The organism is Sagittula sp. SSi028, from assembly GCF_048553715.1.
Classification (GTDB): domain Bacteria; phylum Pseudomonadota; class Alphaproteobacteria; order Rhodobacterales; family Rhodobacteraceae; genus Sagittula.
In genome coordinates this window covers 155,552-180,422 of record NZ_JBLZNC010000002.1, presented here as the reverse complement: position 1 = coordinate 180,422, position 24,871 = coordinate 155,552, and the positions used below count along the sequence as shown (strand labels likewise).

20 protein-coding genes are annotated in these 24,871 nt (G+C 62.3%); 11 read left to right on the top strand and 9 right to left on the bottom strand.

Annotation, left to right across the window (positions count from 1 at the left end; translation table 11 throughout):
- Window positions 1–31: 31 nt before the first annotated feature.
- From purL to ACN5AZ_RS04315, 4 genes are all read right to left on the bottom strand, one after another.
- Window positions 32–2,197, bottom strand: coding sequence for a phosphoribosylformylglycinamidine synthase subunit PurL (gene purL, locus ACN5AZ_RS04330; protein WP_419427632.1), 2,166 nt, complete (start codon window positions 2,195–2,197; stop codon window positions 32–34).
- A gap of 72 nt (window positions 2,198–2,269) precedes the next feature.
- Window positions 2,270–2,839, bottom strand: a complete 570-nt coding sequence (locus ACN5AZ_RS04325) for a DUF6151 family protein (RefSeq protein ID WP_419427631.1) — start codon at window positions 2,837–2,839, stop codon at window positions 2,270–2,272.
- A 40-nt stretch (window positions 2,840–2,879) separates the two neighbouring features.
- Complete coding sequence (locus ACN5AZ_RS04320; RefSeq protein WP_419427630.1) at window positions 2,880–3,236, bottom strand: YbaN family protein; 357 nt, start codon at window positions 3,234–3,236, stop codon at window positions 2,880–2,882.
- Window positions 3,237–3,593: 357 nt separating this feature from the next.
- Complete coding sequence (locus tag ACN5AZ_RS04315; protein ID WP_419427629.1) at window positions 3,594–4,502, bottom strand: LysR family transcriptional regulator; 909 nt, start codon at window positions 4,500–4,502, stop codon at window positions 3,594–3,596.
- 167 nt (window positions 4,503–4,669) lie between these two features.
- On the opposite strand from ACN5AZ_RS04315, the gene ACN5AZ_RS04310 reads away from it, so the two are divergent.
- The 5 genes from ACN5AZ_RS04310 to ccmE all read left to right on the top strand — a co-directional run bounded on the left by ACN5AZ_RS04310 (window position 4,670) and on the right by ccmE (window position 11,841).
- Entirely contained in the window at window positions 4,670–8,086 is a 3,417-nt protein-coding gene (locus tag ACN5AZ_RS04310; protein ID WP_419427628.1) for an indolepyruvate ferredoxin oxidoreductase family protein, read from the top strand.
- Window positions 8,087–8,206: 120 nt separating this feature from the next.
- Window positions 8,207–9,091: a lysophospholipid acyltransferase family protein gene (locus tag ACN5AZ_RS04305; protein ID WP_419427627.1), complete on the top strand. Its 885-nt coding sequence runs from the start codon at window positions 8,207–8,209 to the stop codon at window positions 9,089–9,091.
- A 25-nt stretch (window positions 9,092–9,116) separates the two neighbouring features.
- On the top strand, window positions 9,117–9,929 hold the full coding sequence (locus ACN5AZ_RS04300; RefSeq protein ID WP_419427626.1) for a glutamate racemase: 813 nt from the start codon (window positions 9,117–9,119) through the stop codon (window positions 9,927–9,929).
- Window positions 9,930–10,127: 198 nt separating this feature from the next.
- Window positions 10,128–11,156 carry an N-acetyl-gamma-glutamyl-phosphate reductase gene (gene argC, locus ACN5AZ_RS04295; protein ID WP_419427625.1) on the top strand — a complete coding sequence of 343 codons (1,029 nt, stop codon included), beginning with the start codon at window positions 10,128–10,130 and terminating at the stop codon, window positions 11,154–11,156.
- A 235-nt stretch (window positions 11,157–11,391) separates the two neighbouring features.
- Window positions 11,392–11,841, top strand: a complete 450-nt coding sequence (gene ccmE, locus ACN5AZ_RS04290; RefSeq protein ID WP_419427624.1) for a cytochrome c maturation protein CcmE — start codon at window positions 11,392–11,394, stop codon at window positions 11,839–11,841.
- A gap of 75 nt (window positions 11,842–11,916) precedes the next feature.
- Here the strand turns inward: ccmE and eno are convergent, their stop codons facing one another.
- The 5 genes from eno to ACN5AZ_RS04265 all read right to left on the bottom strand — a co-directional run bounded on the left by eno (window position 11,917) and on the right by ACN5AZ_RS04265 (window position 17,562).
- A complete protein-coding gene (eno, locus tag ACN5AZ_RS04285) occupies window positions 11,917–13,191 on the bottom strand; it encodes a phosphopyruvate hydratase (protein WP_419427623.1) in 1,275 nt (424 codons plus the stop codon).
- 72 nt (window positions 13,192–13,263) lie between these two features.
- Window positions 13,264–14,172 (bottom strand): DMT family transporter, encoded by a 909-nt coding sequence (locus ACN5AZ_RS04280; RefSeq protein ID WP_419427622.1) that lies wholly within the window; start codon window positions 14,170–14,172, stop codon window positions 13,264–13,266.
- A gap of 76 nt (window positions 14,173–14,248) precedes the next feature.
- A complete protein-coding gene (locus ACN5AZ_RS04275; protein ID WP_419427621.1) occupies window positions 14,249–15,205 on the bottom strand; it encodes an ROK family protein in 957 nt (318 codons plus the stop codon).
- 3 nt (window positions 15,206–15,208) lie between these two features.
- Window positions 15,209–16,531, bottom strand: coding sequence for a GH1 family beta-glucosidase (locus ACN5AZ_RS04270; protein WP_419427620.1), 1,323 nt, complete (start codon window positions 16,529–16,531; stop codon window positions 15,209–15,211).
- Between the two features lie 8 nt (window positions 16,532–16,539).
- The gene (locus ACN5AZ_RS04265) at window positions 16,540–17,562 is read right to left on the bottom strand and encodes a LacI family DNA-binding transcriptional regulator (protein ID WP_419427619.1); all 1,023 of its coding nucleotides are present in this window, start codon (window positions 17,560–17,562) and stop codon (window positions 16,540–16,542) included.
- A 244-nt stretch (window positions 17,563–17,806) separates the two neighbouring features.
- Between ACN5AZ_RS04265 and ACN5AZ_RS04260 the strand changes: the two genes are divergently transcribed.
- The 6 genes from ACN5AZ_RS04260 (at window position 17,807) to ACN5AZ_RS04235 (ending at window position 24,782) form a co-directional block, all read left to right on the top strand.
- Window positions 17,807–19,072 (top strand): ABC transporter substrate-binding protein, encoded by a 1,266-nt coding sequence (locus tag ACN5AZ_RS04260; protein ID WP_419427618.1) that lies wholly within the window; start codon window positions 17,807–17,809, stop codon window positions 19,070–19,072.
- A gap of 68 nt (window positions 19,073–19,140) precedes the next feature.
- A complete protein-coding gene (locus tag ACN5AZ_RS04255; RefSeq protein WP_419427617.1) occupies window positions 19,141–20,142 on the top strand; it encodes a carbohydrate ABC transporter permease in 1,002 nt (333 codons plus the stop codon).
- 38 nt (window positions 20,143–20,180) lie between these two features.
- Window positions 20,181–21,335 carry a carbohydrate ABC transporter permease gene (locus ACN5AZ_RS04250; RefSeq protein ID WP_419427616.1) on the top strand — a complete coding sequence of 385 codons (1,155 nt, stop codon included), beginning with the start codon at window positions 20,181–20,183 and terminating at the stop codon, window positions 21,333–21,335.
- Window positions 21,332–21,871, top strand: a complete 540-nt coding sequence (locus ACN5AZ_RS04245) for a hypothetical protein (RefSeq protein ID WP_419427615.1) — start codon at window positions 21,332–21,334, stop codon at window positions 21,869–21,871. Before ACN5AZ_RS04250 ends, ACN5AZ_RS04245 begins: the two co-directional genes overlap by 4 nt.
- A 175-nt stretch (window positions 21,872–22,046) precedes the next feature.
- Complete coding sequence (locus tag ACN5AZ_RS04240; protein ID WP_419427614.1) at window positions 22,047–23,675, top strand: alpha-amylase family glycosyl hydrolase; 1,629 nt, start codon at window positions 22,047–22,049, stop codon at window positions 23,673–23,675.
- 12 nt (window positions 23,676–23,687) lie between these two features.
- Entirely contained in the window at window positions 23,688–24,782 is a 1,095-nt protein-coding gene (locus ACN5AZ_RS04235) for an ABC transporter ATP-binding protein (protein WP_419427613.1), read from the top strand.
- Window positions 24,783–24,871: the final 89 nt, after the last annotated feature.

The following is a 24,871-nucleotide window of genomic DNA, read 5'->3' as shown; positions in this document are numbered from 1 at the left end:
CGGCTGTTCCAAAGCTGTGTAAGTGACGCGCTTAGCCGAAGGCGGTGGGGAAGGTCGCCTTGGAGACCTCGACCAGCTCGGCCAGCGGGGTCTCGGAGCTGCCCATGCGGACGCTGTCGCCGGTGAATTTGCCCACGGTGGTCAGCGTCAGACCGGCCTGACCGGCGGCCAGCATCAGCGCCTCTGCCTGATCGAAGTTGCAGGCGATCAGGTAACGGCCCTGATCCTCGCCAAACAGCTCTTGGGTGTCGGCGCTGTCGAGTTGCACGCCGACCTCGCCCGCGGCAGCCATTTCAAAGGCCGCCATCGCCAAGCCGCCGTCGCTGAGGTCGGTGCAGGATTTGATCCACTCACGGTTGGCGCGGATGAAATCGCCATGCGCCTTTTCCACGGCCAGATCCACATGCGGGGCATCGCCGTCTTCGCGGTTGAACACTTCCGCCAGCAGGGCGGATTGGCCAAGGTGGGTGCCTGCGGCCCCCAGCAGCAGCGCCACATGGCCCTCACGCGGGGTGTCGAGGATCGGCTCCTCGTCGGCCTTGATCAGGCCCACGGCACCGATGGTCGGCGTGGGCAGGATGCCCTGACCGTCGGTTTCGTTATACAGCGACACGTTGCCCGACACGATGGGCATGTCCAGCGCGGCCACCGCCTGACCGATCCCGTCCAGCGCACCGACGAACTGGCCCATGATCTCGGGCTTCTCGGGGTTGCCGAAGTTGAGGTTGTCGGTCGTGGCAAGCGGCAGCGCGCCCACGGCGGTCAGGTTGCGGTAGGCCTCTGCCACCGCCTGTTTGCCGCCCTCGACCGGGTTGGCTTTGACGTAGCGGGGCGTTACGTCCGAGGTGAAGGCCAGCTTTTTGTCTGTGCCATGTACGCGGATCACGCCGGCGCCAAAGCCGGGCGTGCGCATGGTGTCGGCCATGACCTGACTGTCATACTGGTCGTACACCCATGATTTGGAGGCATAGTTTGGCGTGCCGAGCAGCGCGCGCAGCCCGTCGATGGGATCGATCTGCGGGATGTCGCTGTCGTCCAGCGGCTCTGCCTGCGGGGTCGGCACATGTGGGCGGTCGTATTGCGGCGCGCTTGACGACAGTTTCGACAGGGGCACATCGGCCATGACCGTGCCGTTGTGCATGATCAAAAAGCGATCTTCGGCGATGGTTTCCCCAACGATAGCAAAATCGAGATCCCATTTGTCGAAAACGGCCTTGGCCTCGGCCTCTTTGGCGGGATCGAGAACCATCAGCATGCGTTCTTGCGATTCCGACAGCATCATCTCGTAGGCGGTCATGCCGGTTTCGCGCTGCGGCACGTTCTCGAGATCCAGTCGCACGCCAAGGCCGCCCTTGTCGCCCATTTCCACCGCCGAGCAGGTCAGACCCGCCGCGCCCATATCCTGAATGGAGATCACCGCGCCGGTCTGCATCAGCTCCAGCGTGGCTTCCATCAGGCGTTTTTCGGTGAAGGGGTCGCCGACCTGAACGGTGGGGCGCTTTTCCTCGATGGTTTCGTCGAATTCTGCGCTGGCCATGGTGGCCCCGCCGACGCCGTCACGGCCCGTTTTGGCGCCCAGATAGACCACCGGACGGCCCACACCGGAGGCGGCGGAATAAAAGATCTTGTCCGCATCGGCCAAACCGGCGGCAAAGGCATTCACAAGGCAGTTGCCGTTATAGGCGGGGTGGAACCGGACCTCGCCGCCCACGGTGGGCACACCAAAGGCATTGCCGTAACCGCCGACGCCTTCGACCACACCATGCACAAGCTGGCGCGTCTTGGGGTGGTCCTTTTCCCCGAAGGACAGCGAGTTCATCGCCGCGATGGGACGCGCGCCCATGGTGAACACGTCGCGCAGGATGCCGCCCACGCCGGTCGCAGCCCCCTGATAGGGTTCGATGTAGGAGGGGTGGTTGTGGCTTTCCATCTTGAAGACCACGGCCTGACCGTCGCCGATGTCCACCACGCCCGCGTTCTCGCCGGGTCCGCAGATGACCTGCGGGCCGGTGGTGGGCAGCTTTTTCAGGTGGATCTTGGAGGATTTGTAGGAGCAGTGCTCGTTCCACATGGCCGAGAAGATGCCCAGTTCGGTGAACGTGGGTTCCCGGTTCAGGATGCGCAGGATTTCGGCGTATTCATCAGGCTTGATGCCGTGGGATTCGATAAGCTCTTCGGTGATGGCCGGTTCCTGCATGGTCTTTCCCCTAAGATGGCATTTGCCGCGCTCTTTAAGCTATGGCCGTCAAGGAAGAAAGAGGGAAGGCGGTCAGGATCGCAGGCTTTGCGCGGCAGTGCGTTCTTCGCGCGTCAGAATGCGCGCTTCGCGGATCGGTTGGCCGTCTGCGTCAAAGAACGGGTTGTCCCGCGCGCCACGACACAGGGCGCCCAGACCGCGCAGCATCAGCTTGGCCCCCGCCGCGGCAAACCCGTGCTCGCGCACCGCGCCATGTGTCTGTGCGGTCTGGACGTGGCCCGCCGCGCGGCCAAAGGCGGGGGCGGGCGCGGGTGCCAGAATGCCGATAAAGGGCAGCCGGTTCTGCGGCAGTGTATTGGCGATAGGTGTGTTGCAGCAGCCCGCGTACCAGCGCAGCAATCCACGCGGCGAGAGGCGTTGCGCAGCCAGATGTTCGGCCCCTTTTGTCAGGCGAAAGGCGTCGGGCAGGGTTTGCCAGATATGCGCCCCGCCGTGGGCGTCCAGCATGGCACCGTGCCCCAGATGACGCGCGTGGCTGGCGCAATCGCGACAATAGCACACGACATGGGTCCCGCTTCGTCCCAGATCGACCTGCCATGCCATCGACTGGCAGGCGCATTCAAAGCTGTGGATATTGGGCATGGGCGTGATCCTTGGCGGGTTAGAGCCAGCCCAATAGGGATCATGCGTCGGGGCGTGTCCAGACGTAAGTGCCAGCACCCGCAAAACAGGCCGCCTGAATGGCCAGCACATGCGCGGGCAGGCCCAGTATCAGCCCCAAGGCAAAGGTCACGCCCATCATGCCTAGTGCCATACGCTTGTGTCGCCGCGCGATGGCGCCGCGTGTTTCCCAATCCAGCACGGGCGGGCCCAATCGCGGATGGGTTTCCAGCCAGCGGCGCAGGCGGGGGGAGCCTTTGCCAAAGCAGATCCCTGCCAGCAATAAAAACGGTGTGGTGGGCAGGATAGGTAGGGCGATGCCGATCACTCCCAGCACCACGCAAACGGCCCCCGCTGTGGCCCAAAGCGGGCGGGCCATCGGGTGCGCCTTTTTGTGGCGTGGGGTGGGCTGTGGGGGCGGGGGCGGCACGCGGTCAGATCCTATCGGTCACATGATGGCAAAGCTTAGGGCGAAGGGCGAATGTGGAAAGCCTTTGGTAAGACATTGAGGCCCACAATCAGCGTGTGATTCCCTTTGGCCAAAAAAAAGGCCGAGCACAAAGCTCGGCCGAAGTCCAACAGGGAGGTTGAAGATGCTACGCAGAAGCCTGCGTCGCACCGTCGAGTGCCGATTAAATCATCGAAGTTGAGTCGATCAAGAGAAACCGTGCCGCAAGTGCAGCATTGCTGCCATGCGTGGCGCGCATAACACAGGAATTTTGTAAACTCTGGGTTGTTAGGTGTCGCTGACAATCGCCTTTAACTGACGGCGATGGGCTATGATTTCCTCCTGAACGAAGTCGCGGAAGGCCGATACCCTCTTGGATTGGCGCAACTCTTCTGGATATGCCAAAAAAACAGGCACTTCGATGCTTTCTACATCAGGTAGGACGCGGACCATCGTCGGGAAGTCCTCGATAATATAATCGGGAAGCACGCCAATTCCCAAATTGGCGACCACAGCCTGCAAAACCCCGAAGTAGTTGTTCACGGTCAGCGCGGTTTGCGCGTCATGCGCCAGCAGCGAATCCACCAGTTGTTCACCTGCCATGACCTGCGGCGCGCCGGGTTTCTGACAGATCAGCCTGTGATCGCGCATGTCCTCCATGGACTTCGGCTCGCCGTGGGCTGCGAGATAATCGGGCGAGGCATACATGCGCATGCGAATGGTCATCAGGCGTTTGCGGATCAGATCGGCCTGACTGGGTTCCTTCATGCGGATGGCCACATCGGCCTCGCGCATGGGCAGGTCCAGCACGCGTTCCTCGAGCATCAGGTCGATCTTGAGCTCGGGGTATTTCTCGTAGAGCTTCGCGAGACGCGGGGCCAGCCACATGGCGCCAAAGCCATGGGTGGTGGTGACGCGCAGTTGGCCGAACACCTCTTCCTCGGAATCGCGGATGCGGGCGGTGGCGCTGTCGATGCGCTTGTTCATCGACGACGTGGCATCGAACAAAAGCTCGCCCTGTTCGGTGAGAATCAGCCCGCGCGCATGCCGGTGGAACAGGGTGGTGTTCAACGCCTCTTCGAGCGCGCGCACCTGTCGGGACACCGCCGATTGCGACAAATGCAGCGCCTCACCCGCATGGGTCAGGCTGCCCGCATCAGCCACCGCATGAAATATTCGAAGCTTATCCCAGTCCATACCGTCCACTTTCCGCCTTTGGGCACCACATACTAGCACGAATGGAACAAAGGAACATTATGTTGACGTAACATCCAGCGCTCTCGAAAAAAAATTACGTTAAGGTCAGTAGTAATGACCTAATTCTGGTGTACACTGCTTGTAATTTCAGCGTTGGGAGGCGCGAGATGAACAAGCAGAACATCACTCTGGAGGACCGTTTCGATCTGGGACGGGGTAGGGTATTGTTGAACGGCACGCAGGCGCTGGTGCGGCTGTTGCTGACGCAAAAGGCCCGCGATCGCGCGGCAGGGTTACACACCGCCGGATTTTGCACCGGATATCGCGGCTCGCCCTTGGGCGCGGTTGATTTGCAGATGCGCCGGGCCGAGAAACATCTGGTGCAGTCCGACATTCTTTTCCAAGAGGGGCTGAACGAGGATCTCGCCGCCACGGCCCTATGGGGCGCCCAACAGGCAGAGCTGCGTGGCGAAGGCAAATACGACGGTGTCTTTGGCCTGTGGTATGGCAAGGGGCCGGGGGTGGACCGGTCCGGCGATGCCATGCGCCACGCCAATATGGCCGGCACATCGCAGTTTGGCGGTGTGATCATGGCGATGGGCGATGACCACACGGGCGAATCCTCCACCGTGCTGCATCAATCGGAATGGGCCTTGGTCGATGCCTATATGCCGGTGGTCTCGCCCGCCGGTGTGCAGGAGATCCTTGATTACGGGATCTACGCCTATGCGCTCAGCCGGTTTTCCGGACTTTGGGTCGGGCTGAAGACGATGAAGGACACGGTCGAGGCCACCGCCGTGGTCGATGGGCGGGTGGACCGCATGCAACTGGTCACGCCCGACTTCCCCATGCCCGAAGGGGGTTTGAACATCCGGTTGGGCGACACGCCCCATGCGCAGGAAACGCGCATGATCGACCATAAACGCTTTGCCGCCGAGGCGTTCTCGCGCGCCAATGGCATGGACAAGCGGATGTGGGGCAAACCGGGGGCCAAGATCGGTTTTGTCTCTGCGGGCAAGAACTGGCTGGATCTGCAGCACGCGCTGGCGCTTTTGGGCATCGACGAGGCCGAGGCCGAGCGGCTGGGCATCACCACCTACAAGGTGGGCCAGCCCTTTCCGCTGGATATGCAGGGCTTTCACGACTGGGCCGAGGGGCTGGAACTGATCGTCATCGTCGAGGAAAAGCGCAAGCTGATCGAAGTGCAGGTCAAAGAGGCGATCTTTGACGACCGGCGCGGGCGGCGGGTCTATGGCTGGTACAAGGGCGGCGCAGGCAACATGCACCGCGAAGAGCTGTTTCCCACCAAAGGGGCGCTTGATCCCGTATGGATCGCGCAAAAGCTCGGCGAGATCCTGATCGAAGAGGGGCGCGACACCGACCGCATCAAGGCCGGTCTGACCCAAATTGCCGAGGCCAACCGCGCCGACAATGCCGAAGAGATTGCCACGCGCACCCCGTGGTTCTGTGCGGGCTGTCCGCATAATTCCTCGACCAAGGTGCCTGATGGATCGCGCGCCTATGCGGGCATCGGCTGTCATTACATGGTGCAATGGATGGACCGCGAGACCGAGGGCTTTACCCATATGGGGGCCGAAGGGGTCAACTGGGTCGGCGAGGCGCCGTTTTCCAAGCGCGGCCATGTCTTCCAGAACCTTGGCGATGGCACCTACAACCACAGCGGCTCGCTTGCGATCCGCGCGGCTTTGGCCGCGAATGTGAACATCACCTACAAGATCCTGTACAATGACGCGGTGGCGATGACCGGCGGGCAAGCGAACGAGGGCGGGCTTAGCCCGCAGCGCATCGCCGCCGAGGTGCGCGCCATGGGCGTGGAACGGCTCGCCGTCGTCTATGACGACAAGGAGGATCTGGGCCCGGGCTTTCCTGACGGGATCACCCTGCACGAGCGCGACGAGTTGGACGCGGTCCAGCGCGATCTGGCCGGTTTCGAGGGGGTGTCAGTGCTGCTGTACATCCAGACCTGTGCGGCCGAGAAACGCCGCCGCCGCAAGCGTGGCACCTTTCCCGACCTCGACACGCGGGTGTTCATCAACACCGATGTCTGCGAGGGTTGCGGCGATTGCGGGGTGCAGTCCAACTGCGTGGCCATCGTCCCGCAAGAGACCGAGTTGGGTCGCAAGCGCGCCATTGACCAAAGCGCCTGCAACAAGGATCTGTCCTGCCTCAAGGGGTTCTGCCCGTCCTTTGTGACCCTGAAAGGGGCTAAGGTGAAAAAGGCCCAGACCCGCGAACTGGACCTGCCGGATCTGCCGCAACCGGTGCTGCCCGCGATTGACGGCACATGGAATGTGGTGGTTACCGGCGTGGGTGGCACGGGCGTTGTCACCATCGGCGCGGTTCTGGCGCAGGCGGCGCAGATCGACGGCAAGGGCGCTGCCATGATGGAGATGGCCGGTCTGGCGCAAAAGGGCGGCGCGGTGCACATCCATCTGCGGCTGGCCAACGCCCCCGAGGACATCAGCGCCGTGCGTGTGGCCACAGGCGAGGCCGACGCGCTGATCGGCGGCGATCTGGTGGTGTCGGCCGGGGCCAAGACGCTGGGCCTGACCCGCACAGAGCGCACAGGCGCGGTGGTCAACAGCCACGAGATCGTCACCGGCGCCTTTACCCGCGACACGGAATTCACCCTGCCCACGGACCGCTTGCAGATGGCGCTTCAGGCGCGTCTGAAAGACCGTGTGCGCTTTTTCGATGCCTCGGAACTGGCGCGGGCCACCATGGGGGATTCGATCTTTTCCAACGTCATGATCCTTGGGGCGGCGTGGCAGCAGGGGCTGGTGCCGCTGTCTTTGTCCGCGATCCAGCAGGCAATTGAGCTCAATGGCGCGGCGGTGGCGGGCAACCTGCGCGCCTTCGACATCGGGCGCTGGGCGGTGCTGCACCCTGAGCAGGCGGCGGCGGTGATGGCCCCTGTGGTGGTGGACAAACCAAAGACGCTGGACGAACGCATCGCCTTTCGTGCGCGCCATCTGACCGCCTATCAGAACGAGGCGCTCGCCGCGCGCTACCGTGATATGCTGCGCCCGATTGATGACCCGCGCCTGAAAGAAGCTGTGGCATTGGGATACCACAAGCTGCTGGCCTACAAGGACGAATACGAAGTCGCGCGCCTGCATCTGGAGACCGAAGCCAAGGCCCGCGCCGCCTTTGACGGGGATTTCGAGATGCAGTTCCATCTCGCCCCGCCGATCCTGAGCGAGGAGGGCAGCGACGGTCGTCCGCGCAAGAAAGCCTTTGGCCCGCGCATGCTGACCGGCTTTCGCTGGCTGGCGCGGATGAAGGGGCTGCGCGGCACAGCCCTTGACCCCTTTGGCCGCACTGAAGAGCGCCGCATGGAACGCGCCCTGATCGCACAATACGAGGCGGATATGGCCGAATGGCTGCCGCGCGCGGCGCCAAAGATCATGGAGCCGCTGATCGCCCTTGCGGAACTCCCGCTGACGATCCGTGGCTTTGGTCCGGTGAAACAGGCGAACGCCGCCCGTGCCGAAAAACGCCGCGAAGAGCTGCTGGCCAGTTTGCGCGATGGCGGGAAAGGCTTGGCCAAGGCCGCAGAATAGGCAAAGCTGGTGTCGCGGTTGCTGGATGTGTCATGAAACTGTCATGAAGCTGTTACATGACATGTCCAGAACGCATGAACCGCGACACTCGGCCCCTTGGCCGCCTATGAGATATTGACGATGCAGAACCACCGCGATGTCACCCGTGACATTTCCTATGCCCACTCCGCGCAGTCCCGTGGCGGGCGGGCCATGATCCGCCTGATGGAAAATGCCACAGGGCGGCTGGGGCTGATCAAACGCGCAGCCGGCTACGATCAGGAAGTGGCACAGGGCCGCGATTTCTGGGAGGTCATGGTCAACCGCTACGGTCTGCAGCTGGAGGTGATTGGCGGCAGCCTTGCCAATCTGCCAAAAGACGGGCCACTGGTGGTCATCGCAAACCACCCCTACGGCATTCTCGACGGGCTGATGCTGGGCCATATCATGTCCGTGGCACGGGGCGATTTCCGCATTCTGGCCCATAAGGTGTTTCGCAAGGCCGCTGAACTGGATCGCATCATCCTGCCGATCTCCTTTGACGAGACCCGCGAGGCGGTGGCCCAAAACATCGAGACGCGCCGCAACTGCCTGAACTATCTGGGGCAGGGCGGCTGTATCGGCATCTTTCCCGGCGGCACGGTGGCCACTGCGGAAAAACCCTTTGGTCAACCGATGGACCCGGGCTGGCGCACCTTTACCGCCAAGATGATCGCGAAATCAGGTGCGACGGTGGTGCCGATCTACTTCGACGGCCATACCTCGCGCCTGTTCCAGCTGGCTTCGCACATGCATTACACGCTGCGCATGGGGCTGCTGATCAAGGAATTCCGCAAGCGCGTCGACAGTCCGGTGCGGGTGGCCATCGGCGAACCCATCGCACAGGATGACATCACGTCGCGCGCCAAAGATCCGCGCGCCATGATGGATTTCCTCCGCAAGAGCACCTATGAGTTGTCGCCGACTCCCTTGCCGAGCTTTGACTACGGCTTCGAGTTCGAGGAAAGACACAGATCGCGGCATTAGATCCGCGCATAAAAAGGGCAGGCAGATGGCAGTTGGTGTGTTCGATTCGGGTCTGGGCGGCTTGACGGTTCTGGATGCGGTGCAGCGGCGCCTGCCGGATGTGCCCTTTGTCTATTTCGCCGACAGCGCTCATGCGCCTTACGGGGTGCGCGATGCCGATGACATCTACGACCTGACGACCCGCGCGGTGGAACGTCTGTGGGACGAAGGCTGCGATCTGGTGGTGCTGGCCTGCAACACCGCCAGCGCTGCGGCGCTGCGCCGGATGCAGGAAAGCTGGATCCCGTCGGACAAGCGCGTGCTGGGGGTTTTCGTTCCGCTGATCGAGGCGCTCACCGAACGCCAATGGGGCGACAACTCCCCCCCGCGCGAGGTGGCCGTGCAACATGTGGCGCTGTTTGCAACGCCCGCGACCGTCAGCAGCCGGGCCTTTCAGCGGGAACTGGCCTTCCGCGCCATCGGCGTCGATGTGGAGGCGCAGGCCTGCGGCGGTCTGGTGGATGCCATCGAAGAAGGCGACATGATCCTGGCAGAGGCGCTTGTGCGCAGTCATGTGGACGCGCTGAAACGCAAGATGCCAAAGCCGCAGGCGGCGATTTTGGGCTGCACCCATTACCCGTTGATGTTCGACATCTTCCAGGATGCGCTGGGCGCCGATGTGCAACTGCTCAGCCAGGCGGATCTGGTGCCCGACAGTCTGGCGGACTATCTCGGCCGCCATCCCAATATGCTGGGGCAGGGACAAAGCACACGGTTCCTGACCACGGGCACGCCGGAGAAGGTGTCGCGCCACGCCACCAGCTTTCTCAAGCGTCAGATTACGTTCGAATCCGTCTAAGGGGGCAGGTGTCGCGACCCAAGGCTGGGCGCCGACTTGCTTGTGCATTGATTCCCGCTGTCGTTTTGGCTAAGCGGTGAGACAAGGAGACACAGCATGTATGGCGCAACCGCCCCCCTTGGCCGACGATAACGCCCCCCGCGCGCCTTTGCGCGCCGCTGCTGCCTGTCCTGTTCTTTCGAAAATCCGAGGTGTCCCATGACCCATTCCATCGCCATCATCGGTGCGTCCGGCTACACTGGGGCCGAGCTGATCCGCCTGATTGCCACACACCCCTCTTTTGAGATCGCGGCACTGGCGGCGAATTCCAAGGCCGGGCAAAGCGTCGGCGCCGTGTTCCCGCATCTGCGCCATCTCACCCTGCCGGATCTGGTCACATGGGAACAGATCGATTTCTCCGAAATCGACCTGTGCTTTTGCGCCTTGCCTCATAAGACCTCGCAAGAGGTGATCGCCAAGCTGCCCAAAACAGTAAAGATCGTGGATCTGTCGGCGGATTTCCGGCTGCGCGACCCGGAAGATTACAAGACATGGTACGGCAATACCCATGCCGCGCCGGACCTGCAAAAAGAAGCGGTCTACGGGCTGACCGAATTCTACCGCGAGGACATCAAATCCGCGCGGCTGGTCGCAGGTACAGGCTGCAATGCCGCGACCGGCCAGTACATTCTCCGCCCTTTGATACAGGCTGGCGTGATCGACCTCGACGAGATCATTCTGGACCTGCAATGCGGCGTGTCCGGGGCGGGGCGGTCACTCAAGGAGAATCTACTGCATGCCGAACTGTCCGAGGGCACCAACGCCTATGCCGTAGGGGGCACCCACCGCCACTTGGGCGAATTCGATCAGGAGTTCAGCGCGCTTGCCGGGCGCCCGGTGCACATTCAGTTCACCCCGCACCTCGGCCCGTTCAATCGCGGTATTCTGGCCACCGCCTACCTGCGCGGCGCGGCGGACGCAGTCTTTGAAACGCTCTCGGCGGCCTACGCTGACGAGCCGTTTGTCCAAGTGCTGCCTATGGGAGAAACGCCTTCGACCCACCATGTCAGAGGGTCCAACTTTGTCCATATCGGCGTGGTTCCCGACCGGCGCGCAGGGCGCGTGATCGTGGTCGCGGCACTCGACAACCTGTGCAAGGGCTCGTCCGGTCAGGCGTTGCAGAATGCCAACTTGATGCTCGGTGTCGATGAGCTTTCGGGCCTCATGCTCGCGCCCTGCTTCCCCTAGGCTGTAAACCGGCGCTGCCCCCTGTTTTTCCTTGGTTAAAATACCTAATTCCGCAGAGTGCGACTGGGAAATACGCTGATGTGACGCAGACCATGACCCGCGATTTGTTGCGCGGATCAAGGTGCATAGGTATTTGGCCCAAGGAAAAGCCAGACCTTGGGGCAGAATGTCACCTTCCGTTTGGGGGCGCGGGCGGTGCAGAAGGGACGTGATTTGTGATGGTGTGGAGACTGGCATGGCGTTGAGGTCATTGAAGAAGCAGCGGCGCATTCAGGTGATCGCCCTCGCGGCTGTGGCATTGATCGTGTCGACCGTGTTGATCGGCTATGCGATGCGCGATGGGATCAATTTCTTTCGCTCGCCGTCACAAGTTGTAGAGGCGCCGCCTTCGCCGTCCGAGACTTTCCGGATCGGGGGTCTGGTCGAGGCGGGGACATTGGTGCGCGACGCTGGCGAGACCGTACGGTTTTCGGTGACCGATGGCGGGGCCACTGTGCCAGTGACCTATACCGGTGTTTTGCCCGATTTGTTCGAGGAAAATCAGGGCATGGTCGGGACGGGGCGCTATGTGGACGGGGTCTTTGTCGCCTCTGAGATCCTCGCCAAGCACGATGAGACCTATATGCCCAAGGAAGTGATGGATGCGCTCAAGGAGCAGGGGGTCTATCAGGCGCCTGATACCTGAAGCGGCGCTTTTGGGTGCGCAAAAAAGCCACGGTTCATGTGAACCGTGGCTTTTGTTTTGGCGATAGCTGTTTGATCAGCGCAGGATTGAACGGCCCGCGTAGATGGCGGTGTCGTCGAGCATTTCCTCGATGCGGATCAGTTGGTTGTATTTGGCAAGCCGGTCAGAGCGCGCAAGCGAGCCGGTTTTGATCTGGCCGCAGTTGGTGGCCACGGCGAGATCGGCGATTGTCGCGTCCTCGGTCTCGCCCGAGCGGTGCGACATCACATTGGTCATGCGCGCGCGGTGCGCCATTTCGACGGCCTGCAGCGTTTCGGTCAGCGTGCCGATCTGGTTGACCTTGACCAGCATGGAGTTCGCCGACCCGCGTTCGATGCCCATGGACAAGCGCGCGGGGTTGGTGACGAACAGGTCGTCGCCCACCAGCTGGCAGCGGTCGCCGATGGTGTCATTGAGCAGTTTCCAGCCGTCCCAGTCGTCCTCGGCGCAGCCGTCTTCGATAGAGATGATCGGGTAGTCGTTCACCAGTGCTTCGAGGTAGGCGACGTTTTCAGCGGCGGTCAGCGATTTGCCTTCGCCCTTCATCTCGTATTTGCCGCCCTTGAAGTATTCGGTCGCAGCACAGTCCAGTGCGAGGTAGATGTCCTCGCCCGGTTTGTAGCCGGCCTTTTCGATCGATTTGAGGATGAAATCCAGCGCGTCGCGGGTCGATTTCAGTTCCGGCGCAAAGCCGCCTTCGTCGCCAAGGCCGGTGGACATGCCAGCGGCGGAGAGCTCTTTTTTCAGGGTGTGGAACACCTCGGAGCCCATCTGCACCGCTTCGCGGATATTCGATGCCGACACCGGCATGATCATGAATTCCTGAATGTCGATGGGGTTGTCCGCGTGTTCGCCGCCGTTGATGATGTTCATCATCGGAACCGGCAGGGTGCGGGCGGAGGTGCCGCCCACATAGCGGAACAGCGGCTGGCCGGAGAAATCGGCAGCGGCTTTGGCGCAGGCCAGCGACACACCCAGAATGGCGTTCGCGCCGAGGCGACCCTTGTTGTCGGTGCCGTCGAGTTCGATCATGGCCATATCGATGGCAACCTGCTCGGTCGCGTCAAAGCCAACCAGCGCCTCGGCGATTTCGCCGTTGACGGCGGCAACCGCCTCGAGGACGCCTTTGCCCATGTAGCGCGACTTGTCGCCATCACGCTTTTCGACGGCTTCGTGCACGCCGGTGGATGCGCCCGAGGGCACAGCGGCGCGGCCCAGCGTGCCGTCTTCGAGGGTGACGTCGACTTCGACGGTGGGGTTGCCCCGGCTGTCGAGGATTTCGCGGGCGTGGATGTCGATGATTGTGCTCATGGCTCTCTCCCAAAGCGGCATTTGCGCGAAGGTTTATCAGGCGCGGTGGGAAAGTAAACGGTCGCGTTACCGCTAACGCATCTTTGGCGGGGTCATGGTGGCCCCAATGGGTGTGGAACGTGCACTGCGGGCCAGCACGTGTTCGCGGAAGAATGTATAAAGTCCTGCAACAAGGATGATCGCCGCGCCGAGGTACGTCATGGCATCGGGCCGGTCGCCGAAGAACAGCATGCCCAGTGAGGTGGTGAACACCAGCCTTGCATAGCGGAAGGGGGCGACCACAGAGGCTGGTGCCATGCGCATGGCCGTTGTGATCGCGAGATACCCCAGCGCCGTGACCACCACGGCGCCGCCAATCGCCCAGAGCGCCCCGGTGGACCAATCAGACGGGGCGTCGCTGGCCCACCACAGGGCAAGGCCGGCGGGCAAGGGCACTGCAAACCCCCATGTGGATATTGCCAGCGCCGGAATATGCGGCGGCGACAATCGGGTGACCAGATCACGGCAGGACAGGGCGGTGACCCCGATCACGGCAAACAGCTCCCACCCTGTGAAGGCGGAGGACCACGGACGGATCACCAGCAGCATGCCAAGGATCCCTGCGGCCACTGCGGCCCACCGGCGCGGGCCGATATGTTCCTTTAGAAACAAGGCCGCGCCAATGGTGACCACCAAGGGGCCGGTTTGCATGATGGCGGCGAAGACAGGCAGCGACACATTGGCGATGCCTGTCACCAGACCAATGGCGGCGATCATCTCGAAGCCGTTGCGCAGCAGCATCATCGGGTGCAGCGCGTCGCGGGTGATCAGCGTGACGCCGCGGGCACGGCTCAGCGCAATAAACAGCAACGTTCCGCCCAGCGACACAAGCGCCATGGCCTGACCGACGGGGGCCGTGCTGGTCGCGAGTTTAAAGAATGCATCAGATCCCGACAGCAGTGCCATCGACAGGATCATAAGAAGAATGGCGCGCAGGATCATGCACAGGTTGTGATGAAAATTCCCGCGCCCCGCAAGGCGGAACCGCCGCACAGGGGCTGTGCGGCGAAAGGGCTGGTCACGTGGCGGTTTGCAGCTCGGCCAAGTGTGCGGCACAGCCCCGCAAGGCGGCGTAGTCGTCCTGGACGAGATGAACGGGGAATTGCTCCATAAACGGTTTGAACCGTCCCTTGTCCAGAAACGCCTCGGCAAAGCCCAGATCCATCAGGTGTGGGCCGATATGGCCTGCGACGCCGCCCACAAGGAACACGCCCCCAAAGGGCAGGTTGGTGAGGGCGAGGTCCCCTGCATAGCGTCCCAGATAGCGCGCGAACAGGCGCGCGGCGCGCAGGGCCTGCGGCGCGCCTGCCAGAAACGCATCCTTAACGGCGGCGGCGTCCAGCGGGTCGCCCGTGCCCTCGTCATGGCAGACAAAGGCGTGCAGATGTTCCAGCCCGCGGCCGGACAGCACCTCTTCGACCCCGCAGGAGGGCAGGCGGGCCTCCAGCCAGTTGAGCAGGCGCAGCTCCTCGGCGTTGCGGGCCTGCAGCGTGATGTGACCGGCCTCGGCGGCGGGCACCAGTGTGAGCGCGCCTTCGCTGTGGACGGGCACGGCGTTGAGCCCGGTGCCCACATTGACCACCAGCCGCACGTCTGACGGGCCTTGTTGCCCGTCAATCAGCGTCAGCAGGCTGTCGCGATCCAGATGCGGCACCGCATGGCCCTGCGCCTGCAGATCGTTCAACACCACGACGCGCGCCCCGCCGGTGCGCACGGACAAGGCGGCGGCGTCGATGGTCCAGTCCAGATTGGTCAACGTGCCGATGCCGTTCTTAACCGGCCCTGCCATGTCGATGCAGATGGCGCCGACCAGCGGATAATCGGCAAGGTAGATGTCGAGGATCGGCTCCAGCGCCGGATACTCCGCGTTGCGGAACCGCCGCACCGTATCGCCCAGCACGTCCCCGTCCTGACACAGGGCAACACGGGTGTTCGTGCCGCCGATATCGACGGTGACGGAGACGGGCATTTGCATGGGTCAGTCCTTTAGCGCTTTGGTTAACGCGTGATAGGAAGATTTCGGCGTCCGCTCAAGCGTGTCGAAATCCACATGCACCAGACCAAAGCGTTTTTCGTACCCCAGCGCCCATTCGTAATTGTCCAGCAGCGACCATATGAAATAGCCCTGCACCGGGGCGCCTTCGGCAATGGCGCGTTGAACGGCGGTCAGGTGATTGTCGATATAGGCGATGCGCCCCTCGTCCGGGACCGACCCGTCTTGTAGTACATCGGGGGCGGCCATGCCGTTTTCGGTCACAAACAGCGGAAGGTCGCCGGTGTATTCCCGCGCCGTCCGGGTGAGGAATTTATACAGCCCCTCGGGATAGATTTCCCAGTCCATAAAGGTCTTCGGCAGCGGGCCTTCGACCTCTTTCAGTGAGGGCCAAGGCGTGTCGTCATGCGCCAGCAGCTTGCGGGTGTAGTAGTTCACGCCACACCAGTCCAGCGGGGCCTGAATGGTCGTGAAGTCATCCTGCCAGCCCTTGGGCAGATGCGGCTCCAACCCGTCCAGCGCGGCCTGCGGGTATTCCCCTTTGAACAGGCCGGACAGGAACCAGTGGTTGTAGATCGCGTCATAGCGTGTGGCGGCAAGCGCGGATTCGGGGCTGTCGTCGGCAGGGGTGGCCCATTCCATATTCACCACCGCGCCAAGGTTGGACATGCCCAGATCGCGCATGGTTTCAATGGCGCGGCCATGCGCCTTGAGCACATGGTGCATGGCACGGGCGGCGGCGCGGATGTCGCGCACGCCCGGTGCGTGGTGGCCCATGAAATGCGACAGCCACGCCACGCACCACGGCTCGTTGATCGGGGCGACCGACCACATGCGATCCCCGATACGGTCCATGATGACGCGGGTGTAATCGGCAAACCATTCCCCGATGTCGCCATTGCGCCAGCCGCCCATGTCCTGCAAGGCAGAGGGCAGCTCCCAATGGTACAGCGTGGCCGCCGGTTTCAGCCCGCGTTCCAGCAGCGCGTCGGTCACGCGGTCGTAATAATCCAGCCCTTCGGCATTGGGGGTCCCGCGACCCTCAGGCAGGACGCGCGCCCAAGACAGCGAAAAGCGGTAGACGTCAAAGCCCCCGTCGCGGATCAGGTCAAAATCCTGCGGATAGCGCGTGTAGTGGTCGCAGGCGCGGGCGCCGTCCTCTGCACGTACGACGTTGCCGGGGGTGTTGGCAAAATCGTCCCAGATGGTGCGGCCAGCGCCGCCCTGTCCGTGGCCTTCGATCTGGTAGGACGATGTGGCGGTGCCGAAGAGAAAACCTTCGGGAAAGTCAGAGCGTTTGTGTCGCATGATATGTCCTAAATGGCAGGTCCGGTGGAGGCCCCGATGATCAGATCGGCCTCCAGCAATTGGGATTGAGGCGGCAGGGTGGGGTCACTGATCAGGTCCAGCAACATGGCCGCGGCCCCTTCGCCAGCGGTGCGCACCGACGACCGTGTAGCGGTAAAGATCGGCACGGAATGCCCGTTCTTGAGATAGCCCAGATCGTCGTCATGGGTGATGACCGACACGTCGCGCCCCATCACCAACCCGGCTTCGTGGATGGCGCGGCGCACCCCGATGGCGGTGATCATGGACGAGGCCAGAAAAGCGCTCGGTGGTTGGTCCAGCGCCAGCATCTCGCGCGCGGAGCGGTAGCCGGAGACCTCTGTCATTTCCTCGCCGCGCATCAGGGCGGGGTCCGGTGTCAGGCCGCGACTGGTCATGGCGGTGGTAAAGCCGGACCGGCGGCGATAGGCGAAGTCCATGAACTCCAGCCCGTTGAGCAGCGCAATCCGCCGGTGGCCCAGATCAATCAGAAACTCGGTGGCGCGTTGAAAGGCGCGCTGGTTGTTGATGTCGATCCATGAATATGCGCCGGTCTCGTGCGAGGCGCGGCCATGCACCACAAAGGGCAGGCCCAATTCGCGCAAAAGTGGAATACGCGTGTCGCCCATGCGGGGCCCGTGGACGATGATTCCGTCCACCGATCCACGCGCATGCAGGCTGCGATAGGCCTCCGCCTCGTCGCTGTCTTTGACCAGACTGATGACGATTTCATAGCCGTTTTGCGAATAGACCGAACCCGCACCGGCGATGAAGTCACCGAAAACGGGGTTCACCATCTCGTGGCTGTCTGAGATCGGCAGAACGTGACCGATGGCATGGGTGCGCCCGGTCGCAAGGCTTTTGGCGCGGGTGTTCGGGCTGTAGTTGAGATCCCGCGCGGCCTGCTGAACCCGAAGACGGGTGCGTTCAGACACCTCGGGGTAGCCGTTCAGCGCGCGGCTGACGGTGGTCTGGGACAGGTTGAGGTGCTCTGCAAGCTCTTTGAGGTTCATGTGGCCTATGTCGGCCAAAGCGCTTTGGATAGTCAAGCATCAAACCCGATGAATCTGCGCCGCGGTGCAGAAGGCAGTTCTGCGGTGCGGCGTTGAAATTCGGCAACAAACAGCGCAGCCGGTTGACTTGGGGCATGGCTTGCCGCAGGTTGCAGGAATTCAAAGCGCTTTGGTTTTTGGAATCACCATCGTGCCAAGATAGGACATCGGCCCGCATAACGTCGGGCATGTGGGAGGAGACAACATGAAACAATCGCTATACGCCGGTGTGGCGCTGTCGGTCATCACAGCAGGCGCGGCGCAGGCCGAAAAGATCACCGTGGCGGGCCCTTGGCTGAACCCCGAGGATCAGATCATTCAGGAAATTCTCGACGTCTTTGCCGAACAATCGGGCCACGACGTGACCTATGTCGGCTCTGACAGCTTCGAGCAGCAGATCATCGTCGATGCGGAGGCGGGGTCTGCCCCGAATGTCTCCGTGTTCCCGCAGCCCGGTCTGGCCTCTGATATGGCGCGCCGCGGCTTCCTTGCGCCGCTCAAGGATGGCACCGCCGAATGGATCAAGGACAACTATGCCGCTGGGCAATCCTGGGTTGATCTTGCGACCTTCGAGGGCGCGGATGGCAACGAAGACCTGTATGGCATGTTCTTCCGTGTCGATCTGAAATCGCTGGTCTGGTACTCGCCCGAGAACTTCGAGGATGCGGGCTACGAGATCCCCGAGACCATGGAAGACCTCAAGGCGCTGACCGAACAGATGGTGGCCGATGGCGAGACGCCTTGGTGCATCGGTCTGGGATCGGGGGCCGCGACCGGCTGGCCCGCCACCGACTGGGTCGAGGATCTGATGCTGCGCACCCAATCGCCCGAGGATTACGACGCATGGGTCAGCAACGACATGCCCTTTGACGACCCCAAGGTCGTGGGCGCGATTGAGGAATTCGGCTGGTTCATCGAAGACGGCAAAGTGGCAGGCGGGCAGGGGGCTGTGGCCTCGACCGACTTCCGCGACAGCCCCAAAGGTCTGTTTGCCTCGCCGCCGCAGTGCTACATGCACCGTCAGGCGTCCTTTATCCCGGCCTTCTTCCCCGAGGGCACAGAAGTCGGTCTGGACGCGGATTTCTTCTACTTCCCGTCTTATGCCGAAAAGGATCTGGGCAATCCGGTTCTGGGCGCAGGCACGCTGTTTGCGATCACCAACGAAAGCGACGGCGCGCATGAGTTGATCGAATTCCTGCGTGATCCCATCGCTCACGAGATGTGGATGGAAAAGGGCGGTTTCCTGACGCCGCACACCGGCGTGGATGCAGACAAGTTCGCGGACGACACCGGCCGTGCCATGAACGAAATCCTGCTGGGCGCGACGACCTTCCGCTTTGACGGCTCTGACCTGATGCCCGGCGGCATCGGCGCGGGCACCTTCTGGACCGGCATGGTCGATTACGCGGGCGGCAAGGATGCCTCTGAAGTGGCCAGCGAAATCCAGTCCAGCTGGGACGCGTTGAAGTAAGTCAAAAGGCAAAGGCTTGGGGGCATCCTGCGCGCGGGGTGCCCCCGTTCCTTAAGGAAGGGCGTAGAATGCATCCGGCAATTCAGGGTTTGTTGACCATCGTGATCGGGGTAGGGGCGTGTCTTGCCTATTTCTACCTGTCGAACCAGCTGCTTGACCGGGTGCTGTTTCCCGCGCGTGGGGCCAATGCGGGCCGCAATATCAACCGCGCCAATATGATCCGCCCGTGGCTGTTTCTCTTTCCCGCGCTGTTCGCGCTGACACTGTATCTGGCCTATCCCGTGGTCGAGACGCTGCGCCTGTCGCTGACCGACCGCGATCAGGGCGGGGCGTTTGTGGGCCTTGCCAACTATAACCAGATGTTTTCAGAGCCGAAGTTCTGGGAGGCCATGCGCAACAATATGCTGTGGCTGATCGTGGTGCCTGCTCTGTCGACGGTCTTTGGCCTGATCGTGGCGCAGCTGACCGACCGGCTGTCCTGGGGCAATATCGCGAAGTCGTTGATCTTTATGCCGATGGCGATCTCCTTTGTGGGGGCATCGGTGATCTGGAAGCTGGTCTATGACGCGCGGCCCGAAGGGGCGGAGCAGATCGGCGTGTTGAACGCGGTCTATGTCTGGGCGACCGGCAACGCACCGGAGCAATGGCTGACCTTGCCGTTCTGGAACAACTTTTTCCTGATGGCGGTGCTGATCTGGATCCAGACGGGCTTTGCCATGGTGATCCTGTCTGCCGCGCTGCGGGGCATTCCCGAAGAAACGGTCGAGGCCGCCATCGTCGACGGGGCGGGGCCGTTCCAGATCTTCTTCAAGATCAAGGTGCCGCAGATCTATCCCACCATCATGGTGGTCTGGACGACGATCACGCTGGTGGTGCTGAAAATCTTTGACATCGTCTTTGCCATGACCAACGGCCAATGGGGCACGCAGGTTCTGGCCAACTACATGTACGACAAGCTGTTTCGCGCCTCGGACTGGGGTGTGGGATCGGCGTCGGCCATCGTCATCATGGTGCTCGTGACCCCGATCCTTGTGTGGAACGTGGTGCAGGCACGCCGGGAGATGCGCTGACAGGCGCGACATCGCACAGGCTGCGAGAAGGAAGACCAATGGACAATATTGCGGGCTCGAAATCCTCGCTGACTTGGGCGGTGAATATCTCGGTCGTGTTGATCGTGGCGCTGTGGCTGTTCCCGACGGTGGGGCTGTTTGTGTCGTCCTTTCGGACCGCAGACCAGATTGCCACGACCGGATGGTGGAAGGCGCCCTTTGCCGCCGAGCAGAACCTGACGCTGCGCACGGCGGCCCCGTCGGCGCAGGTGCGCGAGGGGGACCAATGGGTGATCGCGGGCAATCTGTTCGACGAAGAGGGCATGCCCGCCGCGCCGATCTCTGCTTGGGGGATCTCCTCGCGCGATGTCGGCGCCTTTGATGTCGGAGAGACCGCAGAAACCCGTGGCGGCGAGCGGATCACGCTGCAGGAAAACGGTGATTACCGCATGGAGGCCGACAGCGAGATAAAGGGGCGGCGCGGGCAGCGGATCTTTGTGACCGCTGTGGTGCCACCGGAATTCACGCTGGACAACTACGAACAGGTTCTGGGTGGCGGCAACGCGTCCGAAAGCATGGCGACAGCGTTTTTCAGCACCATGACCGTGACAATCCCCGCAACAATCATCCCCATCGTCGTTGCGGCCTTTGCTGCCTATGCGCTGGCGTGGATGGATTTCCCGGGCCGCGCGTTGTTGGTGGCCTTTGTGGTGGGGCTGTTGGTGGTGCCGCTGCAGCTGGCGTTGATCCCCTTGCTCAAACTGCACCTAAGCATCGGTATCGGCAAAGGATACCTTGGCGTCTGGCTGGCGCATACGGGGTTCGGGCTGCCGCTGGCGATCTATCTGTTGCGCAACTACATGGCCGGTCTGCCCCGTGACATCATCGAAAACGCCCGTGTGGACGGCGCGACAGAGTTCCAGATATTCACCAAGATCATCCTGCCGCTGAGCTTTCCGGCGCTGGCCAGCTTTGCGATCTTCCAGTTCCTGTGGACATGGAACGACCTGCTGGTGGCCAAGGTTTTCCTGATCGATGCCACGGGCCAGACGACGGTGATGACCAACCGCATCGTCGAGCTTTTGGGATCGCGCGGTGGCAACTGGGAGATCCTCGCCACTGCGGCTTTTGTATCAATCGCTGTGCCGCTGGCCGTGTTCTTTGCCATGCAACGCTACCTCGTCCGCGGCCTGCTTGCGGGGTCTGTAAAGTGAGACTGCTGCCCGTTTTCCTCCTCGCGGCCACGCCCCTCTGGGCTGCCGGAACCGCGCAGGAACAAGACGCCCGTGCTATTGAGGCCCTGTCGCGGAGCGAAGTGCCTGGCATGAGTGATGGCCGGTGGCCGTGGTCTCCCAAGAAGCCGACAGGGTGGTCCACCGTCACCCTGTTCGAGCTCGACGGCTGCTTGGTGACGCAGCGCCGGATGACCAAAGGCCCGCCGTTCCCGATCGACTTGGACAGCGCATTGACCTTTGATCTGGCGCGCACCACCATTCCCGACCCAGCGGGCCCGGAGAACGGTCTTTATCCGCCGCTGCCGCATCTGGAGGTCGGCGCAGAGATCATCCTCACCTTGGCCGAAGGCTTCGAGGCCACGCCAACGGGCGGCGGCGCGCATCTCCTCGGTCAACCCCAGCCACAGGGCTTCGTGATTCACGAGATCCTCGATGCGAAAGACATCACACCCGTCCTTGCGTTGGCGCAGGCGCTGATCGACTACAAGGCAAAATGGTGCAGCCCTTCAAGTTGAACCACGACCCGGAGCGGCGGGTTAACGAACCTTAAGAAATGCTGAGCAAAATGACTAAGCTTCTGAAAATCCACAGGTTGCGGCTGAAAGCTATTCAAACGACCTACGCTATTGCGGGTCAAGACGAAACACTCACCACGCTCTCCTCCGCGTGAAGACAATGGAAGACGATACAATGAATGAGCAGACAGTAGACAAGGACTGGTGGCGCGGTGCGGTGATCTACCAGATCTACCCGCGCTCCTATCAGGACAGCAACGGCGACGGCATTGGCGACCTGAACGGCATCACGGGCCGTATACCGCATATTGCCTCGCTCGGGGTGGATGCGATCTGGATTTCGCCGTTCTTCACCTCTCCGATGAAGGATTTCGGCTACGACGTCAGCGATTACTGCGATGTCGATCCTATGTTCGGCACGCTGAGCGATTTCGACGTTCTGGTGGAGACCGCGCACAGCTACGGCATCAAGGTCATGATCGATCTGGTGCTGTCGCATACCTCGAAGGATCATCCGTGGTTCATCGAATCCAAGTCGTCCAAGGACAACCCCAAGGCCGATTGGTATGTCTGGGCCGATCCCAAGCCCGATGGCACGCCGCCCACCAACTGGCTGTCGATCTTTGGCGGGCCGGGCTGGCAATGGCATGCGGGCCGCGAACAATATTACCAGCACAACTTTCTGGTCGAACAGCCCGACCTGAACCTGCACAATCCGCAGGTGCAGGATGCGTTGCTGGATGTGGTGCGCTTCTGGCTGGACCGGGGGGTGGATGGCTTCCGTCTGGATACGATCAACTTCTACTTCCACGACTTGGAATTGCGTGACAACCCGCCCTTGCCACCGGAGGAGCGCAACGACAGCACCGCGCCAAAGGTGAACCCCTACAATCACCAGCTGCACCTGTACGACAAGAACCGGCCAGAGAACCTTGCCTTTCTGGAACGGTTCCGCGCCTTGCTGGATGAATACCCCGCAGCCACCGCCGTGGGCGAGGTTGGTGACAGCCAGATGGGGCTGGAGATCATGGGCGAGTACACAAAGGGCGATAACCGCGTCCACATGTGCTATTCCTTTGAATTCCTTGCCAGCGACAAACCCACCGCCGCACGCGTTGTGCAGGTGATGGAGGACGTGGACGAAAAGGCCCCCGAAGGCTGGGCCTGCTGGGCCTATTCCAACCATGACGTGGTGCGCCATCCGACACGTTGGGATCTGGGGCCTGCAGCAGCACGGGCGATGACCACGCTGATGATGTGCCTGCGCGGGTCGGTCTGCATCTATCAGGGTGAAGAGCTGGGCCTGCCAGAGGCGGATGTCCCCTTCGAGGATCTGCAAGACCCCTACGGCATCCAGTTCTGGCCCGAGTTCAAAGGCCGCGACGGGTGCCGGACGCCGATGCCGTGGGACAATTCGAACCAGAACGGCGGCTTTACCGCGGCCAGCCCGTGGCTGCCGGTTTCGCATATGCATCTGCCCAATGCGGTGTCCGAACAGGAACGCGACCCCGGCGCGTTGCTGCATCACTACCGGCGGGCCATCGGCTTTCGTCATGCGCACAAGGCGTTGACCAAGGGCGCGCATTCCAAGGTCACCCATGAGGGCGATGTGGTCACCTTTACGCGCAGCCATGGGGACGAGGTGATCTTTGTCGCGGTCAACCTGTCGGGTGATCCCGCAACCATCGACGCACCCGCAGGCCAGTGGCACCAGATCGGCCAAGAGCTGGGCAGCGTCGCGCCGGGGCCGGATGGCAAACTGCATCTGGGGCCGTGGCAGCCTGCGCTGGCGCTCAAAGTCTAAGGGGGAACACCGATGGCCGGATTGAAACTGACGCATGTCGACAAGCTCTACGGGGGCGCGGTCAGCGTCCTTGAAGACATCAACCTTGAAATCGAGGCAGGGGAGCTGATCGTCTTCGTCGGCCCCTCCGGCTGCGGGAAATCGACCCTGTTGCGGATGATTGCGGGGCTGGAAAAGATCTCGGGCGGGACGCTGGAGATTGACGGGCAGGTGGTCAATGATGTGCCGCCCGCGCAGCGCGGCATCGCCATGGTGTTCCAGTCCTATGCGCTGTACCCGCATATGACCGTGCGCGAGAACATGGCCTTTGCGTTGAAGCTGGCCAAGAAAACCCCCGACGAGATCGACGCGGCGGTGACGCGGGCGGCCAAGATGCTGCAGCTTGATCCCTATCTTGACCGTCTGCCAAAGGCGCTGTCGGGCGGGCAACGGCAGCGGGTGGCCATCGGGCGGTCCATCGTGCGCGATCCCAAGGTGTTCTTGTTCGACGAGCCGCTGTCGAACCTTGACGCGGCGCTGCGCGTGGCGACACGGATCGAGATCGCGCAGCTCAAGGAGACGATGCCGGATCGCACGATGATCTATGTCACCCACGATCAGGTAGAGGCGATGACACTTGCCAGCCGGATCGTGGTTCTGGCCAACAAGGGCATCGCGCAGGTGGGCGCGCCTCTTGAGCTGTATGAGCGTCCGCGCAATGAGTTTGTGGCGCAGTTTATCGGCTCGCCGTCGATGAACCTGCTGGCGGGCGAGGTGACAGAAACCGGCCCGCAGACCCGTATCCGACTGGCCGGTGGGGGCGAGGTGGTGTCCGATGTGCCCACAGCCGCGTCCGATATCGGGCTGGCCGTCAACGTGGGCATCCGGCCTGAGGATTTTGTCGAAACCTCCGATACAGCAGCCTTTACCGGCAGGGTCGACATCACCGAAGCCTTGGGCGAGGTCACTTTGCTGTACTTTGCCGCACAGGACGGGGCGGCCCCCGTGGTCGCCAAACTGCCCGGCATCCACGAGGGGATGCGCGGCAAGACCGTCAGCCTTGGTGCAGAGCCTGCCAAGGTGCATATCTTCGCCAACGGGCAATCGCTTTTGTATCGCGACGCCTGATCGGCGGGCGGGCCGGTGGAATTTCTGCCGGCCCGATGGTTATGTTCGTTAAATGTTCCTTGCGCCCCATTGGCCTGCGTTAGCAACTG